The sequence below is a fragment of the Leclercia sp. CFBP8987 genome (assembly GCF_034044995.2).
GTDB lineage: Bacteria > Pseudomonadota > Gammaproteobacteria > Enterobacterales > Enterobacteriaceae > Enterobacter > Enterobacter tamurae.
This window is the reverse complement of sequence record NZ_CM188255.1, coordinates 4,424,145-4,437,868: the sequence shown is the minus strand read 5'-3', so window position 1 is coordinate 4,437,868 and position 13,724 is coordinate 4,424,145. Positions and strand designations below refer to the sequence as shown.

17 protein-coding genes are annotated in these 13,724 nt (G+C 58.1%); 14 read left to right on the top strand and 3 right to left on the bottom strand.

Going from position 1 to position 13,724, the window contains the following annotated elements:
* Positions 1–5 precede the first annotated feature (5 nt).
* The 6 genes from mdcC (at position 6) to mdcH (ending at position 4,538) form a co-directional block, all read left to right on the top strand.
* Positions 6–305: a malonate decarboxylase acyl carrier protein gene (gene mdcC / locus SOM40_RS21430; protein ID WP_106995179.1), complete on the top strand. Its 300-nt coding sequence runs from the start codon at positions 6–8 to the stop codon at positions 303–305.
* Positions 298–1,131, top strand: a complete 834-nt coding sequence (locus SOM40_RS21425) for a biotin-independent malonate decarboxylase subunit beta (RefSeq protein WP_106995178.1) — start codon at positions 298–300, stop codon at positions 1,129–1,131. Before mdcC ends, SOM40_RS21425 begins: the two co-directional genes overlap by 8 nt.
* Complete coding sequence (gene mdcE / locus SOM40_RS21420; protein ID WP_320530938.1) at positions 1,131–1,931, top strand: biotin-independent malonate decarboxylase subunit gamma; 801 nt, start codon at positions 1,131–1,133, stop codon at positions 1,929–1,931. Before SOM40_RS21425 ends, mdcE begins: the two co-directional genes overlap by 1 nt.
* A gap of 128 nt (positions 1,932–2,059) precedes the next feature.
* A complete protein-coding gene (locus tag SOM40_RS21415; RefSeq protein ID WP_225760076.1) occupies positions 2,060–3,019 on the top strand; it encodes an AEC family transporter in 960 nt (319 codons plus the stop codon).
* A gap of 2 nt (positions 3,020–3,021) precedes the next feature.
* The gene (locus SOM40_RS21410) at positions 3,022–3,642 is read left to right on the top strand and encodes a malonate decarboxylase holo-ACP synthase (protein WP_320530928.1); all 621 of its coding nucleotides are present in this window, start codon (positions 3,022–3,024) and stop codon (positions 3,640–3,642) included.
* Entirely contained in the window at positions 3,639–4,538 is a 900-nt protein-coding gene (mdcH, locus tag SOM40_RS21405) for a malonate decarboxylase subunit epsilon (RefSeq protein WP_320530929.1), read from the top strand. The genes SOM40_RS21410 and mdcH overlap by 4 nt, the downstream gene beginning before the upstream one ends.
* On the opposite strand, the gene SOM40_RS21400 is transcribed toward mdcH, so the two are convergent.
* Together SOM40_RS21400 and SOM40_RS21395 are read right to left on the bottom strand one after the other, a co-directional pair.
* Positions 4,528–5,466, bottom strand: coding sequence for a LysR family transcriptional regulator (locus SOM40_RS21400; RefSeq protein WP_261645128.1), 939 nt, complete (start codon positions 5,464–5,466; stop codon positions 4,528–4,530). The two genes, mdcH and SOM40_RS21400, sit on opposite strands and share 11 nt — an antisense overlap.
* Positions 5,467–5,481: 15 nt before the next feature.
* Positions 5,482–7,386 (bottom strand): ABC transporter ATP-binding protein, encoded by a 1,905-nt coding sequence (locus SOM40_RS21395; protein ID WP_320530930.1) that lies wholly within the window; start codon positions 7,384–7,386, stop codon positions 5,482–5,484.
* Between the two features lie 124 nt (positions 7,387–7,510).
* Here SOM40_RS21395 and kefG point away from each other — a divergent pair, with 124 nt between their 5' ends.
* From kefG to slyD, 4 genes are all read left to right on the top strand, one after another.
* Positions 7,511–8,062, top strand: coding sequence for a glutathione-regulated potassium-efflux system ancillary protein KefG (gene kefG, locus SOM40_RS21390; protein WP_181247320.1), 552 nt, complete (start codon positions 7,511–7,513; stop codon positions 8,060–8,062).
* On the top strand, positions 8,062–9,867 hold the full coding sequence (kefB, locus tag SOM40_RS21385; RefSeq protein WP_320530931.1) for a glutathione-regulated potassium-efflux system protein KefB: 1,806 nt from the start codon (positions 8,062–8,064) through the stop codon (positions 9,865–9,867). Before kefG ends, kefB begins: the two co-directional genes overlap by 1 nt.
* Before the next feature lie 11 nt (positions 9,868–9,878).
* Positions 9,879–10,079: a YheV family putative zinc ribbon protein gene (locus tag SOM40_RS21380; protein WP_106995303.1), complete on the top strand. Its 201-nt coding sequence runs from the start codon at positions 9,879–9,881 to the stop codon at positions 10,077–10,079.
* Positions 10,080–10,173: 94 nt separating this feature from the next.
* Positions 10,174–10,764 carry a peptidylprolyl isomerase gene (slyD, locus tag SOM40_RS21375; protein WP_106995169.1) on the top strand — a complete coding sequence of 197 codons (591 nt, stop codon included), beginning with the start codon at positions 10,174–10,176 and terminating at the stop codon, positions 10,762–10,764.
* Positions 10,765–10,816: 52 nt separating this feature from the next.
* On the opposite strand, the gene SOM40_RS21370 is transcribed toward slyD, so the two are convergent.
* On the bottom strand, positions 10,817–11,035 hold the full coding sequence (locus SOM40_RS21370; RefSeq protein ID WP_156264763.1) for a protein SlyX: 219 nt from the start codon (positions 11,033–11,035) through the stop codon (positions 10,817–10,819).
* Between the two features lie 236 nt (positions 11,036–11,271).
* Here SOM40_RS21370 and fkpA point away from each other — a divergent pair, with 236 nt between their 5' ends.
* From fkpA to tusC, 4 genes are all read left to right on the top strand, one after another.
* Complete coding sequence (fkpA, locus tag SOM40_RS21365) at positions 11,272–12,090, top strand: FKBP-type peptidyl-prolyl cis-trans isomerase (protein ID WP_106995167.1); 819 nt, start codon at positions 11,272–11,274, stop codon at positions 12,088–12,090.
* Positions 12,091–12,254: 164 nt separating this feature from the next.
* Complete coding sequence (locus tag SOM40_RS21360) at positions 12,255–12,977, top strand: helix-turn-helix transcriptional regulator (protein ID WP_106995166.1); 723 nt, start codon at positions 12,255–12,257, stop codon at positions 12,975–12,977.
* Positions 12,977–13,363 (top strand): sulfurtransferase complex subunit TusD, encoded by a 387-nt coding sequence (gene tusD, locus SOM40_RS21355; RefSeq protein ID WP_106995165.1) that lies wholly within the window; start codon positions 12,977–12,979, stop codon positions 13,361–13,363. Before SOM40_RS21360 ends, tusD begins: the two co-directional genes overlap by 1 nt.
* Complete coding sequence (gene tusC, locus SOM40_RS21350) at positions 13,363–13,722, top strand: sulfurtransferase complex subunit TusC (RefSeq protein ID WP_320530932.1); 360 nt, start codon at positions 13,363–13,365, stop codon at positions 13,720–13,722. The genes tusD and tusC overlap by 1 nt, the downstream gene beginning before the upstream one ends.
* Positions 13,723–13,724 lie beyond the last annotated feature (2 nt).

Below are 13,724 nucleotides of genomic sequence, written 5' to 3'. Positions count from 1 at the left end.
ATGTTATGGAAAAAATTACATTAACTCTGCCCGCCAGCCGTACCCTGAACGGCAAAGCGCTGGCAGGCGTTGTTGGCTCCGGGGATATGGAGGTGTTATTTACCGCCGACCAGGGCCAGACGCTGGCTATTGAAATCACCACCTCCGTCGATAACAGCCGTGGCCGCTGGGATGCGCTGTTCAACAGATTGCAGACCGTCAGCAGCCTGCCGGCGGGCAAACTGACCATCCACGACTTTGGCGCCACGCCGGGCGTGGCACGCATTCGTATCGAACAGGTCTTTGAGGGGGTGAGCCATGCGTGATGACAGCAGCTTTATCGAATTAAAAGCGCGCCAGCGTGCGCAGGCTCTGCTCGACGAGGGCAGCTTCCGCGAACTGCTGGATCCGTTCGAAGAGATTATCTCTCCGTGGCTGGGCGCGCAGGGCATTGTGCCGCAGGCTGATGACGGCATGGTGGTGGCGAAAGGCACCATCAACGGCAAACCCGCGGTGGTGGTCGCCATCGAAGGGGCGTTCCAGGGCGGCAGCATGGGCGAAGTGTCCGGGGCCAAAATGGCGGCAGCGCTGGAGCTGGCGGCGGAAGATAACCGCAACGGTATTCCAACCCAGGCAGTATTGAGCCTGGAAACCGGCGGCGTCCGTCTTCAGGAAGCTAACCTTGGCCTGGCGGCGATTGCGGATATTCACGCTGCGATTGTCGATCTGCGTCGCTATACCCCGGTCATCGGCATTGTCGCGGGTACCGTCGGCTGCTTCGGCGGGATGTCCATTGCGGCCGCGTTGTGCAGCTATCTGATTGTGACCCGCGAAGCGCGTCTCGGCCTCAACGGCCCACAGGTTATCGAGCAGGAAGCCGGGATTGAAGAATACGACTCCCGCGACCGTCCGTTTATCTGGAGCATGACCGGGGGCGAAATTCGCTATCAAAGCGGGCTGGTGGACGCCCTGGTGGGCGACGGCGTGAACGCGGTGAAAGCGGCGATGAACGACGCGATTGCGAAAGGCGTGCCGGCTAAACACCGCACCGACAATTACGACTGGTATCTCGAACGCCTGACCAAATTCGACACCCGCAAACAGGCGGATACCGAACAGATTCACGCGCTCTTTGCCCGGGAGGTGAAATGATGAGTACTTCAATTAGCCGTGGTGAGCTCTGGCTGGAAACCCTTGCGCCGCATGCCAAACATCTGGAAGGGCTCTGCCCGTCGGTGCAGGCGGCAGACGGCGAGCTGAATGGCGAAGCGGTGCGCTTTGTTGCGGTGGTGCCGGATGCTAATAACCACTACCCGCGTGCCGCACGTGGCGAAGTGGGTCTGCTGGAAGGCTGGACCCTGGCCAAAGTGGTAAGCGAAACCGTCGCGGCCGATGCTGACAACGCGGTGAAACGCCCGATTGTGGCGGTCATCGACGTACCGAGCCAGGCCTATGGTCGTCGTGAAGAGGGTTTTGGTATTCACCAGGCGCTGGCCGGTGCTGCTGCGGCCTATGCTAACGCGCGTCTGGCGGGCCATCCGGTGATTGGCCTTATCGTCGGGAAAGCGATGTCCGGGGCGTTTCTGGCCCACGGTTATCAGGCCAACCGGCTGATCGCCTTTAACGACCAGGGCGTATTGATCCACGCGATGGGTAAAGAGTCTGCCGCACGCATCACGCTGCGTACCTTGGACGCACTGGAAAAACTGGCGGCAACCATTCCGCCAATGGCGTATGACATCAGTAACTATGCCACGCTGGGGCTGCTGGAAAACCTGCTGGATATCAGCAATCCGGACGCACCTTCTTCTCTCGATCTGGCGCTGGTGAAAACCACCTTACAACAGGCCATTGATGACGCTCGCCGGGATCCGACGCTGAAAAGCCGTCTGGGTGCCGACAATCGCCATAGCTCAGCTCTTGTACGCGAACGTATGCGAGCCAGCTGGTAATACTAAAAAGAAAAGACCTGCCAGATGCACGCCCCGTGGGCGCACCCGTTGCGCCCACGCGGAAACCTGCATCCTGAAAATAATAACCATCGCGTCAGTGCTTAAACTTCTTTTTTTACAGGTGATTTATGACTTATGTGATTGTTCATGCCCTTGCACCCATTTTTGTCATCATGCTGCTCGGCTTCTGGGCCGGTAAAGCCAAAATGGTGGATAACAAAAATGTCTCTCTGCTTAATATCTTCGTGATGGATTTTGCATTGCCCGCCGCGCTGTTCAGCGCCACGGTGCAAACGCCCTGGGCAGGTATCATTGCCCAGTCGCCGCTGATCCTCGTCCTGACCCTGGCGATGTGGATCACCTATGCGGCCATCTACTTCCTCGCCACTAACGTCTTCAAAAAATCCCCGCAGGATGCCGCCGTGCTGACCCTGACCGTGGCACTGCCGAACTACGCGGCGCTGGGTCTGCCGATTCTGGGCAGCGTGTTGGGTGAAAGCCCGGCGACCTCGCTCTCGGTGGCGGTCTCCATTGCCTGTGGTTCTGTCCTGATGACGCCGTTCTGTCTGCTGATTCTGGAACGCGAAAAAGCCCGTGCGGAAGGGACAAACAGTGGGTCTACGCTGGCGATGTTGCCGGTTCTGATGTGGCGCTCAATCAAGAAACCGATTGTGATGGGGCCACTGCTGGGTGTGATTCTGTCCGCGATTGGCATCAAAATGCCGGACCTGGTCCTGGCGTCCATCAAGCCTCTGGGCCTGTCGGCCACCGCGGCGGCACTGTTCCTGACCGGCGTGATCCTGTCGGCCCGTAAGCTGCAGATCAACACCATGGTGATTAGCGCTACCATCACCAAGCTGCTGATTCAGCCGGCGATTGCCTGGGGCATTGTGCTGGTGTTTGGTCTCCACGGTTCGGTGGCGATCACCGCGATCCTGATGATTGCCCTGTCCGCCGGCTTCTTCGGTGTGGTGTTCGGTAACCGCTTTGGCGTGCAGTCGCCGGATGCAGAAGCCGTGCTGCTGTTAAGCTCCGTCCTGTGTATCCTGTCTCTGCCGCTGTTTATCTCGCTGACTTCAGGAATGTAATCATGACCACAACATTACGCCCCCACGACCTTATCTGGCTTAATGCGCGTGACGCGCTGGAAGGGATTGCCGACGCCTGGGTAGATGGCGCCTGGCACACCGGCCTGCCAGTGGTGGTGCGGCGTGATGTTGATGGTAACGGACGTATTCCGGTGGGCGTACGTGGCCTGAAGCGCGATCAGCGCGCGGCGGGCTGGGTTAACCCGGACCAGATTGTTCGTGTCATCTCCCCCGAACAGCTGAGCGCAGAAGCAAATCTGCTGCGCTCGCCCTTTATCACTCAGCCACCGGTTCAGGTGGCTGCACAACTTTCCCGCACACCCTGGCCCTGGACCTGGGGTATTACCGGCAGCATCGGTTATGCGCTGGCGACCGGCATTGCGGTGATCCACGCCGACAGCGATCTCGATCTGCTGATCCGCGTCCCGCAGCCCCTCTCTCCCGATGTTTTGCTGACCTGGCAGTCGCACCTTGAAGGGGCGCTTTGTCGGGCCGATACCCAGGTCGAGACGCCGCTGGGCGGCTTTGCGCTCAACGAATGGCTACGTGATGGCAAAACGTTGCTGAAAACCGACCGGGGGCCGCGCCTGACGGCCAACCCCTGGGCATGGGAGGAACAATGAAGATCCTGTTTACCTTTCCGGGGCAGGGGACGCAGCATCCCGGTATGCTGCAAAACCTGCCGGGAACCGAGCTGGCTCAGGCGCGTGAAGTGCTGGGCGCCAGTGAGGTGGACGCGCTGGACTCCCCGGCGGCGCTGCAACACACCCGCGCGGTACAGCTCGCGCTGCTGATCGCGGGTGTCGCCTGGGGGCGTGAACTGGCGCGTCGCGGCGTCGCGGCGGATATCGTCAGCGGCCTCTCAATCGGCGCCTATCCTGCGGCGGTCATCTCCGGGGCGCTCGATTTTGCTGATGCCCTGAAACTGGTGGCCCTGCGTGGCGATCTGATGGAGCAGGCTTATCCTCAGGGCTACGGCCTGACGGCGATTATGGGGTTAACGCTTCCCCAGGTAGAAACCCTGATGGAAGGCACCGGCACCTATATCGCCAACCTGAATGCCGAGACACAGATTGTGATCGCTGGTGCCGATGATGGCATGGCAGAAGTGGCGACGCGCGCGCTGGCGAAAGGGGCCAATAAAGCCCGCCGCCTGACGGTCAGCGTCCCGTCGCACTGCGAACTGCTGGCGGAACCGGCGCAAAAACTGGTTGAGGCGTTCAGCCGGGTTACGCTCTCTCGTCCCCGCTGTGCATACCTGAGCGGCAGCACCGGGCGCGTGCTCTGGCAGCCAGAGAAAATTGCCGACGATCTGGCCATGAACATGGCCCGGACGGTGCGCTGGCAGGAGGCGGTGATTGCCGCGAACGAGCGTGAAGCGCGGCTGGCGATCGAGATGCCTCCCGGCGGGGTGCTGACCTGCCTGACGCGTCAGGCGGCCTGGGAAGGGGAGTCTGTCTCTCTGGAACGCAGCGGCATTGACGTTGCGGTGCATCTCGCCCGGCGTCTTAAGGCGTAGCGTTCTGCTCAAGGCGGCGGGCGTACATGCGGCCTTCTGCCGCCAGCGCCCGCAGGCTCGGGTCCTGCTCGCGGTTGCGGGCAAAGACGATGGCGATCATCTGCTGCATTTGATACGGCTCGGCCAGCTTTAACAGCTGCACCGAGTTTTCATACACTTTTTTCATCCTGCCCGGCATCAGCGTAAAGCCGACACCCGCCTGCACCAGACTCAGCATCGAGAAAATATCATTAACCCGGGTGACGATCTCCGGCTCAAATCCGGCGATATGAAACGCCTCCTGGAAACCAGCGTAGGTGGCGAAACCTTCCGCCAGGGCGACAAACTTCTGGTCTTTGTAGTCACGTAAATCCGCCAGCGCGTCGGTATTGAGCTGCGCCGAGGCGGGGGCGGCAAGACAGATATCGTCGTGGAACAGAGGCAGCACTTCGAGGTTGTTGCGGTCGATTTCGCTTTCAGAAATGGAGATCAGAATCGCATCCAGCAAGCCTTCTTCCAGCATATGCAGCAGGGTCTCGTTGGAGCCCATGGTGAGATCCATCTCCAGATCCGGGCGGCGTAGCTTCATGCCCATAATCAACTGCGGCACCGTCTCGAGCGTCAGGGAGTAGAGCGTCCCCACCCGCAGACGGCCCTGGCCGATACCGGCCGTTTTACGCGCCTCTTCCAGCCCGCGCTCCATGACCTGCATCACCTCCTGGCAGTACTCCAGCAGCGTCCAGGCGGCGGGCAGGGCGATCAGATTCCGGCCTTTATGGGTGAACAGCGGGCAGCGGACGTTCTCTTCCAGCGTGTGCAGGGCGCGATGGACGCTGACCCCGCTGAGGTTCAGCACCTCAGCGGCCCGGGCGATATTGCCCGTCTCCATAAATGTCATGAAGATGCTCAGTTTGCGAAAGGTAATCTCGCTGGTCAGGTCAGGTATCATCGCTCCTCCACCGGGTTATTCGTTCTGAAGCATCCCTTCGAGCTGTTCCTGCGCATCCAGCCAGGCCATCTCGCACTCTTCAAGGCTGGATTTGGTCGTGGCCTGCACCTGCAGGCATTCGGTCAGCTCGGCTTTACGCGTCTGGTCATACAGTCCGCTGTCACCCAGTTTTTCTTCCACGGTAGCCAATTGTGCGTTGAGCTTCTCCATCTCTTTTTCCAGACGGGTGATCTCTTTGCGCAGCGGCTGGGTTTGGGTGCGCAGCTCCGCGTCGCGACGCTTCTGATCTTTACGTGCCTGGGCGCTGTTGGCGTTATCTTTGGCGCCTTCGGCAGGCTGGCTCTCCTGCTTCTGCACGTCGCTCAGCCACTGCTGATAATCTTCCAGATCGCCATCGAAAGGTTCCACTTTGCTGTCATGGACCAGATAGAGATCGTCGGTGGTGGAGCGCAGCAGGTGACGGTCGTGCGAGACCACCACCAGCGCGCCTTCAAACTCGATCAAGGCTTCGGTCAGGGCCTGGCGCATGTCCAGATCCAGGTGGTTAGTCGGTTCATCGAGCAGGAGCAGGTTCGGGCGCTGCCAGACGATAAGCGCCAGCACCAGACGTGCTTTCTCGCCGCCGGAGAAGCGCTCGGTGTTTTCGGTGACTTTATCGCCCTGAAAGCCAAAGCCGCCCAGGTAATCCCGCAGCTTCTGCTCCATCTCCTGGGGTGCCAGACGCGCCAGGTGCTGCAGCGGGGATTCATCCGCGCGTAAAAATTCCAGCTGATGCTGGGCGAAATAACCCAGCTTAATGCCCTTCGCCAGACCGATATCGCCGCGGACCGGAGCCAGCTCGCCCGCCAGCAGCTTAATCAGGGTCGATTTACCGGCGCCGTTGCGCCCGAGCAGACCGATACGGGAACCCGGAACCAGGTTGAGCTTGATGGAATCGAGAATGATGCGGTCGCCATAACCGGCGCTGACCTTTTCCATTTTCAGTAACGGGTTGGGCAGGCTCTCCGGTGCCCGGAAGCTGAAGTGGAACGGGTTGTCGACATGCGCCGGGGCAATCATCTCCATCCGTTCCAGCATCTTGATGCGGCTCTGGGCCTGTTTGGCTTTGGAGGCCTTGGCCTTGAAGCGATCGACAAAGCTTTGCAGATGCGCCACCCGCTGCTGCTGGCTTTCGTACATCGCCTGCTGCTGGGAGAGACGCACCGCGCGCTGACGCTCAAACGAGCTGTAGTTGCCGGTGTATTCGAACATCGATTCCTGTTCGATATGAATAATTTTGTCCACCACCGGATCGAGGAAGTCACGGTCGTGGGAGATCAGGATCAGTGTGCCCTGATAGCTCTTCAGCCACTTCTCCAGCCAGATGACGGCATCCAGATCGAGGTGGTTAGTCGGTTCATCGAGCAGCAGCAGGTCCGAGCGGCAGATCAGCGCCTGGGCCAGGTTGAGACGCATCCGCCAGCCACCGGAGAAGTCGCTGACCGGGCGTTCCAGCTGTTCATTGCTGAAACCCAGACCGTGCAGAAGCGTGGAGGCGCGAGAGCGGATGGTCCAGGCGTCGATGGCATCGAGTTTGCCGTGGACGGTGGCAATCGCGTGACCGTCGTTGCGTTCGTTGGCGGCGTGCAGTTCGACTTCCAGCTTGCGGTACTCCCGGTCGCCGTCAATCACATAGTCCATCGCCGGTATGCTCAGGGCGGGCGTCTCCTGGTTTACCCAGGCCAGCTGCCAGTTGCCCGGATAGGTAAAGTTACCGCCGTCCGCGCTGATCTCGTTTTTCAGCAATGCCAGTAACGTGGATTTACCGCAGCCGTTTTTGCCCACCAGGCCCACTTTCTGGCCCGGGTTAATGGTGGCTGTAGCGTTGTCCAGCAGGACGCGTACGCCGCGACGAATTTGTAATGAGGAGAAAACAATCATAGAGCGCCGTGTGTTCCGACTATGTTAAGTTGTCATTATAATCAGGTTAAATGTGCCGCCACGCGCCGCGTGGGTGTGCCATGGTAGCCCAAAATAACAGTGATGACGACCCGGGAGAGGAATGATGTCCCAGACAGCAAAAGTGCTGCTGCTGTATGCCCATCCGGAGTCGCAGGACTCGGTCGCCAACCGGGTTTTGCTCCAGCCGGCATTACGGCTCAGTAATGTGACGGTGCACGATCTTTACGCGCACTACCCCGATTTTTTTATCGACATCCCTTATGAGCAAGAGCTGCTGCGTCAGCATGACGTCATCGTGTTCCAGCATCCGCTTTACACTTACAGCTGCCCGGCACTGCTGAAAGAGTGGCTGGATCGCGTACTGAGCCGCGGTTTTGCCAGTGGCCCGGGAGGAAACCAGCTGGCGGGAAAGTACTGGCGGAACGTGATTACCACCGGCGAGCCGGAGAGTGCCTATCGTCACGACGGGCTTAACCGCTACTCGATGAACGATATTTTACGCCCGTTCGAGCTGACGGCGGCCATGTGCCACATGCACTGGCTGAGACCGATCGTGGTCTACTGGGCGCGTCGGCAGCAGCAGAGTGAACTGGCCAGCCATGCCAAAGCCTACGGCGACTGGCTGGCTGCGCCTAATCTGACGGGAGGTCGCTGATGGAAGGTTCCGATCTGTTGCTGGCGGGGGTGCTGTTTCTGCTCGCTGCCGTGGTGGCGGTGCCGCTGGCTTCGCGTCTGGGTATCGGCGCGGTGCTCGGCTATCTGCTGGCGGGTATCGCCATTGGCCCGTGGGGGCTGGGGTTTATCAGCGATGTGGACGAAATCCTGCACTTTTCGGAGCTGGGCGTCGTCTTCCTGATGTTTATTATCGGCCTCGAGCTGAATCCGGCGAAGCTCTGGCAACTACGGCGATCCATCTTCGGCGTGGGCGCCGCGCAGGTGCTGTTTAGCGCAGTGATCCTCGGCGGCCTGCTGATGCTGGGCCATTTCTCATGGCAGGCGGCGGTGGTCGGCGGGATTGGGCTGGCGATGTCCTCCACTGCGATGGCGTTACAGCTAATGCGCGACAAAGGCATGAACCGTAACGAAACGGGACAGCTCGGTTTCTCCGTGCTGCTGTTCCAGGATCTGGCGGTGATCCCGGCCCTGGCCCTGGTGCCGCTGCTGGCGGGGTCGGGCGACGAGCATTTCGACTGGATGAAAATCGGCATGAAGGTGCTGGCCTTTGCCGGCATGCTGGTAGGCGGGCGCTATCTGCTGCGTCCGGTGTTCCGCTTTATTGCGGCGTCCGGGGTGCGGGAGGTGTTTACCGCCGCCACGCTGCTGCTGGTGTTGGGCTCGGCGCTGTTTATGGATGCGCTGGGGTTGTCGATGGCGCTGGGAACTTTTATTGCCGGCGTGCTGCTGGCAGAGAGTGAGTACCGGCACGAGCTGGAAATCGCCATCGATCCGTTTAAAGGGTTGCTGTTAGGGCTGTTCTTTATCTCGGTCGGCATGGCCCTGAATCTTGGCGTGCTTTATACCCATATCCTGGTCGTGCTGCTGGGCGTTGCGGTGCTGGTGACCGTCAAAATGCTGGTGCTGTACGGGCTGGCGCGGGTATACGGTCTGCGTCACCCGGAACGCGCGCAGCTTGCCGGGGTGCTGAGCCAGGGGGGAGAGTTCGCTTTTGTGCTCTTCTCCACAGCATCGTCCCAGAGATTGTTCCAGCATGACCAGATGGCGCTGCTACTGGTCACCGTCACGCTGTCGATGATGACCACGCCGCTGCTGATGAAGCTCATCGACAGGCAGCTTTCCCGGCGCATCAATGCGCCGGAAGATGAGCATGAAGCGCCCTGGGTGGACGATGACAAACCGCAGGTGATCGTGGTGGGCTTCGGGCGCTTTGGTCAGGTGATTGGCCGCCTGCTGATGGCGAACAAAAAGCGTGTCACCGTTCTGGAGCGTGATATCAGCGCGGTGAACCTGATGCGAAAATATGGCTACAAAGTGTATTACGGTGATGCCACCCAGGTGGAACTGTTACGTTCCGCCGGGGCAGAGGCGGCGGAGTCGATCGTCATCACCTGTAATGATCCGGAAGACACCATGAAGCTGGTGCAGATCTGCCAGCAGCATTTTCCGCATCTCCATATCCTGGCGCGGGCGCGCGGGCGTGTAGAGGCCCATGAACTGCTCCAGGCCGGGGTGAAGCAATTTACTCGTGAGACTTTCTCCAGTGCGCTGGAGCTGGGGCGCAAAACCTTAGTGACGTTGGGAATGCATCCGCATCAGGCCCAGCGCGCGCAGTTACACTTTCGCCGTCTGGATATGATGATGCTGCGCGAGTTGATGCCGGTGCATACCGACACGGTGCAAATTTCCCGGGTGCGGGAGGCGCGACGCGAGCTGGAAGAGATCTTCCAGCGCGAGATGCAGCAGGAGCGTCGACAGCTGGATGGCTGGGATGAATTTGAATAAAGAGGTAGATGATGGCGATTCGTAAACGCTTTATCGCCGGTGCGAAATGCCCGGCCTGCCAGGCTCAGGACACGCTGGCGATGTGGCGAGAGAACAATATCGATATTGTTGAGTGTGTTAAGTGCGGACACCAGATGCGTGAGGCGGATAAAGAGGCTCGCGAGCATGTTCGCAAAGAAGAGCAAGTGATCGGGATTTTTCATCCGGACTAGCGATATGCCCTGAGTTTTTTTAAGCTAAAGGGTACACGGGTGCAGATTTCCGTTACAATCTGCGCCAGCAATTTTCCCACGCTCAGGAGATATCATGAAAGTAGCAAAAGACCTGGTGGTCAGCCTGGCCTATCAGGTACGTACAGAAGACGGTGTGTTGGTTGATGAGTCTCCGGTGAGTGCGCCGCTGGACTACCTGCACGGTCACGGTTCCCTGATTTCCGGTCTGGAAAACGCGCTGGACGGTCATGAAGTTGGCGATAAATTTGACGTTGCTGTAGGCGCAAACGACGCTTACGGTCAGTACGATGACAACCTGGTGCAGCGCGTTCCTAAAGACGTGTTCATGGGCGTTGACGAACTGCAGGTTGGCATGCGTTTCCTGGCTGAAACTGACCAGGGTCCAGTTCCAGTAGAAATCACTGAAGTTGAAGATGACCACGTTGTGGTTGATGGCAACCACATGCTGGCTGGCCAGAACCTCAAGTTCAACGTTGAAGTGGTAGCTATCCGCGAAGCCACTGAAGAAGAGCTGGCTCACGGCCACGTTCACGGTGCGAACGGTCACGACCACGACCACGATCACGGTCACGACGGTTGCTGCGGCGGTCACGGCCACGATCACGACCATGGTCACGACCACGGTAAAGGTGGTTGCGGTAATGGCGGTTGCGGTTGCCACTAAGCTTCACGGCTTAAGGCTCAAAAAAGCGGGAATATCCCGCTTTTTTTACGTCTCAATAATGGGGCGGCGGCGTCTCTTCCGACTGCGACGCAATGTGTGATGACTGCGACGCTTTCACTTTTTCGGTTAACAGACGCAGCAGATCCCGCAACTTGGCCATTTCAAGCTCGTGGGCCGTTACGGTCTGATTCAGCTCATCGATGGTGATCTCCTGAAAAGCCAGGCGGCTTTCGAGTTCAGCCAGTCGTGCTTCCATATCTGTATTCTGCATGATTCACCTCGTTGGTCTCTGTTGCCCCGTCCGGGGCTGGCGGCGGCGAATTTTACCCGAGATTATCTTCGCGCGCAGTAAACATCCCATTGCTGCGAAACTAATTTAAACAAAAATAGTCTGAAATGTGGTGCGAATCAGGGGTGTCTACCTGTAGATTTGTTCCTCAACGTTTTATAGTACGCTTCTCAATTACGCTTAATACGGGGTGAGAGTCCCCGGCCCTGGAGAAATGGATGAAATCACTGTTTAAAGTAACGCTGCTGGCGACCACGATGGCCGTCGCTCTGCATGCGCCGCTGACTTTCGCTGCCGATACTGCAGCAAAGCCTGCTGCGACTGCTGACAGCAATGCGGCGTTCAAAAATGACGACCAGAAGTCAGCCTACGCGCTGGGCGCATCTCTGGGCCGTTACATGGAAAACTCTCTGAAAGAGCAAGAAAAACTGGGCATCAAGCTGGATCAGGCTCAGCTGATCGCCGGTGTTCAGGATGCATTTGCTGATAAGAGCAAACTGTCAGACCAGGAAATCGAGCAAACTCTGCAGGCTTTCGAAGCGCGCGTGAAAGGCGCAGCGCAGGAGAAGATGGAGAAAGACGCGACTGAAAACGAAACGAAAGGCAAAACCTACCGTGAAGCTTTCGCTAAAGAGAAGGGCGCAAAAACCTCTCCAACTGGCCTGGTCTATAAAATAGAGAAAGAAGGTACCGGCGACGCACCGAAAGACAGCGATACCGTAGTGGTAAACTACAAAGGTACCCTGACCGACGGTAAAGAGTTCGATAACTCTTACACCCGTGGTGAGCCGCTCTCCTTCCGTCTGGATGGTGTTATCCCTGGCTGGACTGAAGGCCTGAAGAACATCAAGAAAGGCGGTAAAATCAAGCTGGTCATCCCACCGGATCTGGCCTACGGCAAAACTGGCGTCCCGGGTATCCCGGCTAACTCCACCCTGGTATTCGACGTAGAGCTGCTGGATATCAAACCAGCACCGAAGGCGGATGCTAAGCCGGACGCGAAGCCAGAAGCGCCAGCTGAAGCCACCAAGAAGTAAATCGGTAACAACCGCCGCTCCTGAAGCGGCGGTTTTTTTATTATGGTGCAGATATAATTAACACTGGAAGCGCTACCTACGCTGTATTAATTTAGTTGCCCGTGTAAATAATGAGCCTGCCCTGAAAACCTACCGACAGGCTCCTGAAAAGGAGTGTTTTTTTCATGACCAGGTCGCTTTTAACCAACGAAACCAGCGAACTTGATCTGCTGGATCAACGTCCTTTCGATCAGACCGATTTCGATATTCTGAAATCCTACGAAGCGGTAGTGGACGGGTTAGCGATGCTCATTGGGTCCCACTGCGAAATCGTATTGCACTCCCTGCAAGATCTGAAATGTTCTGCCATCCGCATTGCCAATGGTGAGCATACTGGCCGTAAAATTGGCTCGCCAATCACCGACCTTGCACTGCGTATGCTGCACGACATGACCGGTGCGGACAGCAGCGTCTCGAAATGTTATTTCACCCGCGCCAAGAGCGGTGTCCTGATGAAGTCCGTGACGATTGCCATCCGCAACCGCGATCATCGGGTAATTGGTTTGCTGTGCATCAACATGAATCTCGATGTGCCGTTCTCCCAGATCATGAACACCTTTATTCCGCCAGAAACGCCGGATGTCGGATCCGCTGTTAACTTTGCCTCCTCGGTAGAAGACCTCGTCACCCAGACGCTGGAGTTCACCATCGAAGAAGTGAATGCCGATCGCAATGTGTCTAACAACGCCAAGAATCGTCAGATCGTGCTTAACCTCTACGAGAAAGGCATTTTTGATATCAAAGATGCGATTAACCAGGTGGCCGATCGTCTCAATATCTCTAAGCACACGGTGTATCTCTACATCCGTCAGTTCAAAAGCGGCGACTTCCTGGGGCACGAGAAGTAATGCGTTTTGCATTAATGGTGACAGGCCCGGCTTACGGTACGCAGCAAGCCAGCAGTGCGTTGCAGTTTGCGCGCGCGCTGCTGGGCGCCGGACACGAACTGGTCAGTATCTTTTTTTATCGTGAAGGCATTTATAACGCCAACCAGCTGACGTCCCCCGCTTCCGATGAGTTTGACCTGGTGCGCGCATGGCAATCCCTGAACCAGCAGCACGGGGTTGAGCTTCATATTTGTGTGGCGGCAGCGCTCCGTCGCGGCGTGAGCGATGCAAATGAAGCGCAGCGTCTGGGCCTGTCAGCCGCCAATCTTAATGACGGCTTTTCACTCAGTGGCCTTGGGGCGCTGGCTCAAGCCGCATTAACCTGCGACAGAATGGTGCAATTCTGATGAACCGCGTGGCTTTTGTCTTTGCCTCTGCTCCGCATGGCAGTGCCGCCGGCAGGGAAGGGCTGGATGCGTTACTGGCGACCTCCGCGCTGACAGAAGAGATCGGCGTATTCTTTATCGGCGACGGCGTGTTTCAGCTGCTGGCCGGCCAGCAACCGCAGGCCGTGCTGGCGCGCGACTACATCGCGACCTTTAAGGTCTTGCCGCTGTATGACATCGAGACGTTCTACGTCTGTGCCGCCTCCCTGCAGGAGCGCGGTCTGAGTGAAAGCACCCCCTTTGTTCTCGACGCTACGGTGGTGGTGCCGGAGGTGTTGCGTGAACATCTCTCCCACTTCGATACCATCCTGACATTCTGAGG

Coding starts and splice junctions, on each gene's coding strand:
- SOM40_RS21380 (WP_106995303.1), top strand. CDS start 9,879: ATGGCGATTCGTAAACGCTTTATCGCCGGTGCGAAATGCCCGGCCTGC.
- fkpA (WP_106995167.1), top strand. CDS start 11,272: ATGAAATCACTGTTTAAAGTAACGCTGCTGGCGACCACGATGGCCGTC.
- SOM40_RS21395 (WP_320530930.1), bottom strand. CDS start 7,386: ATGATTGTTTTCTCCTCATTACAAATTCGTCGCGGCGTACGCGTCCTG.
- mdcC (WP_106995179.1), top strand. CDS start 6: ATGGAAAAAATTACATTAACTCTGCCCGCCAGCCGTACCCTGAACGGC.
- SOM40_RS21400 (WP_261645128.1), bottom strand. CDS start 5,466: ATGATACCTGACCTGACCAGCGAGATTACCTTTCGCAAACTGAGCATC.
- mdcE (WP_320530938.1), top strand. CDS start 1,131: ATGAGTACTTCAATTAGCCGTGGTGAGCTCTGGCTGGAAACCCTTGCG.
- SOM40_RS21410 (WP_320530928.1), top strand. CDS start 3,022: ATGACCACAACATTACGCCCCCACGACCTTATCTGGCTTAATGCGCGT.
- tusC (WP_320530932.1), top strand. CDS start 13,363: ATGAACCGCGTGGCTTTTGTCTTTGCCTCTGCTCCGCATGGCAGTGCC.
- SOM40_RS21425 (WP_106995178.1), top strand. CDS start 298: ATGCGTGATGACAGCAGCTTTATCGAATTAAAAGCGCGCCAGCGTGCG.
- tusD (WP_106995165.1), top strand. CDS start 12,977: ATGCGTTTTGCATTAATGGTGACAGGCCCGGCTTACGGTACGCAGCAA.
- SOM40_RS21360 (WP_106995166.1), top strand. CDS start 12,255: ATGACCAGGTCGCTTTTAACCAACGAAACCAGCGAACTTGATCTGCTG.
- kefB (WP_320530931.1), top strand. CDS start 8,062: ATGGAAGGTTCCGATCTGTTGCTGGCGGGGGTGCTGTTTCTGCTCGCT.
- kefG (WP_181247320.1), top strand. CDS start 7,511: ATGTCCCAGACAGCAAAAGTGCTGCTGCTGTATGCCCATCCGGAGTCG.
- slyD (WP_106995169.1), top strand. CDS start 10,174: ATGAAAGTAGCAAAAGACCTGGTGGTCAGCCTGGCCTATCAGGTACGT.
- SOM40_RS21370 (WP_156264763.1), bottom strand. CDS start 11,035: ATGCAGAATACAGATATGGAAGCACGACTGGCTGAACTCGAAAGCCGC.
- SOM40_RS21415 (WP_225760076.1), top strand. CDS start 2,060: ATGACTTATGTGATTGTTCATGCCCTTGCACCCATTTTTGTCATCATG.
- mdcH (WP_320530929.1), top strand. CDS start 3,639: ATGAAGATCCTGTTTACCTTTCCGGGGCAGGGGACGCAGCATCCCGGT.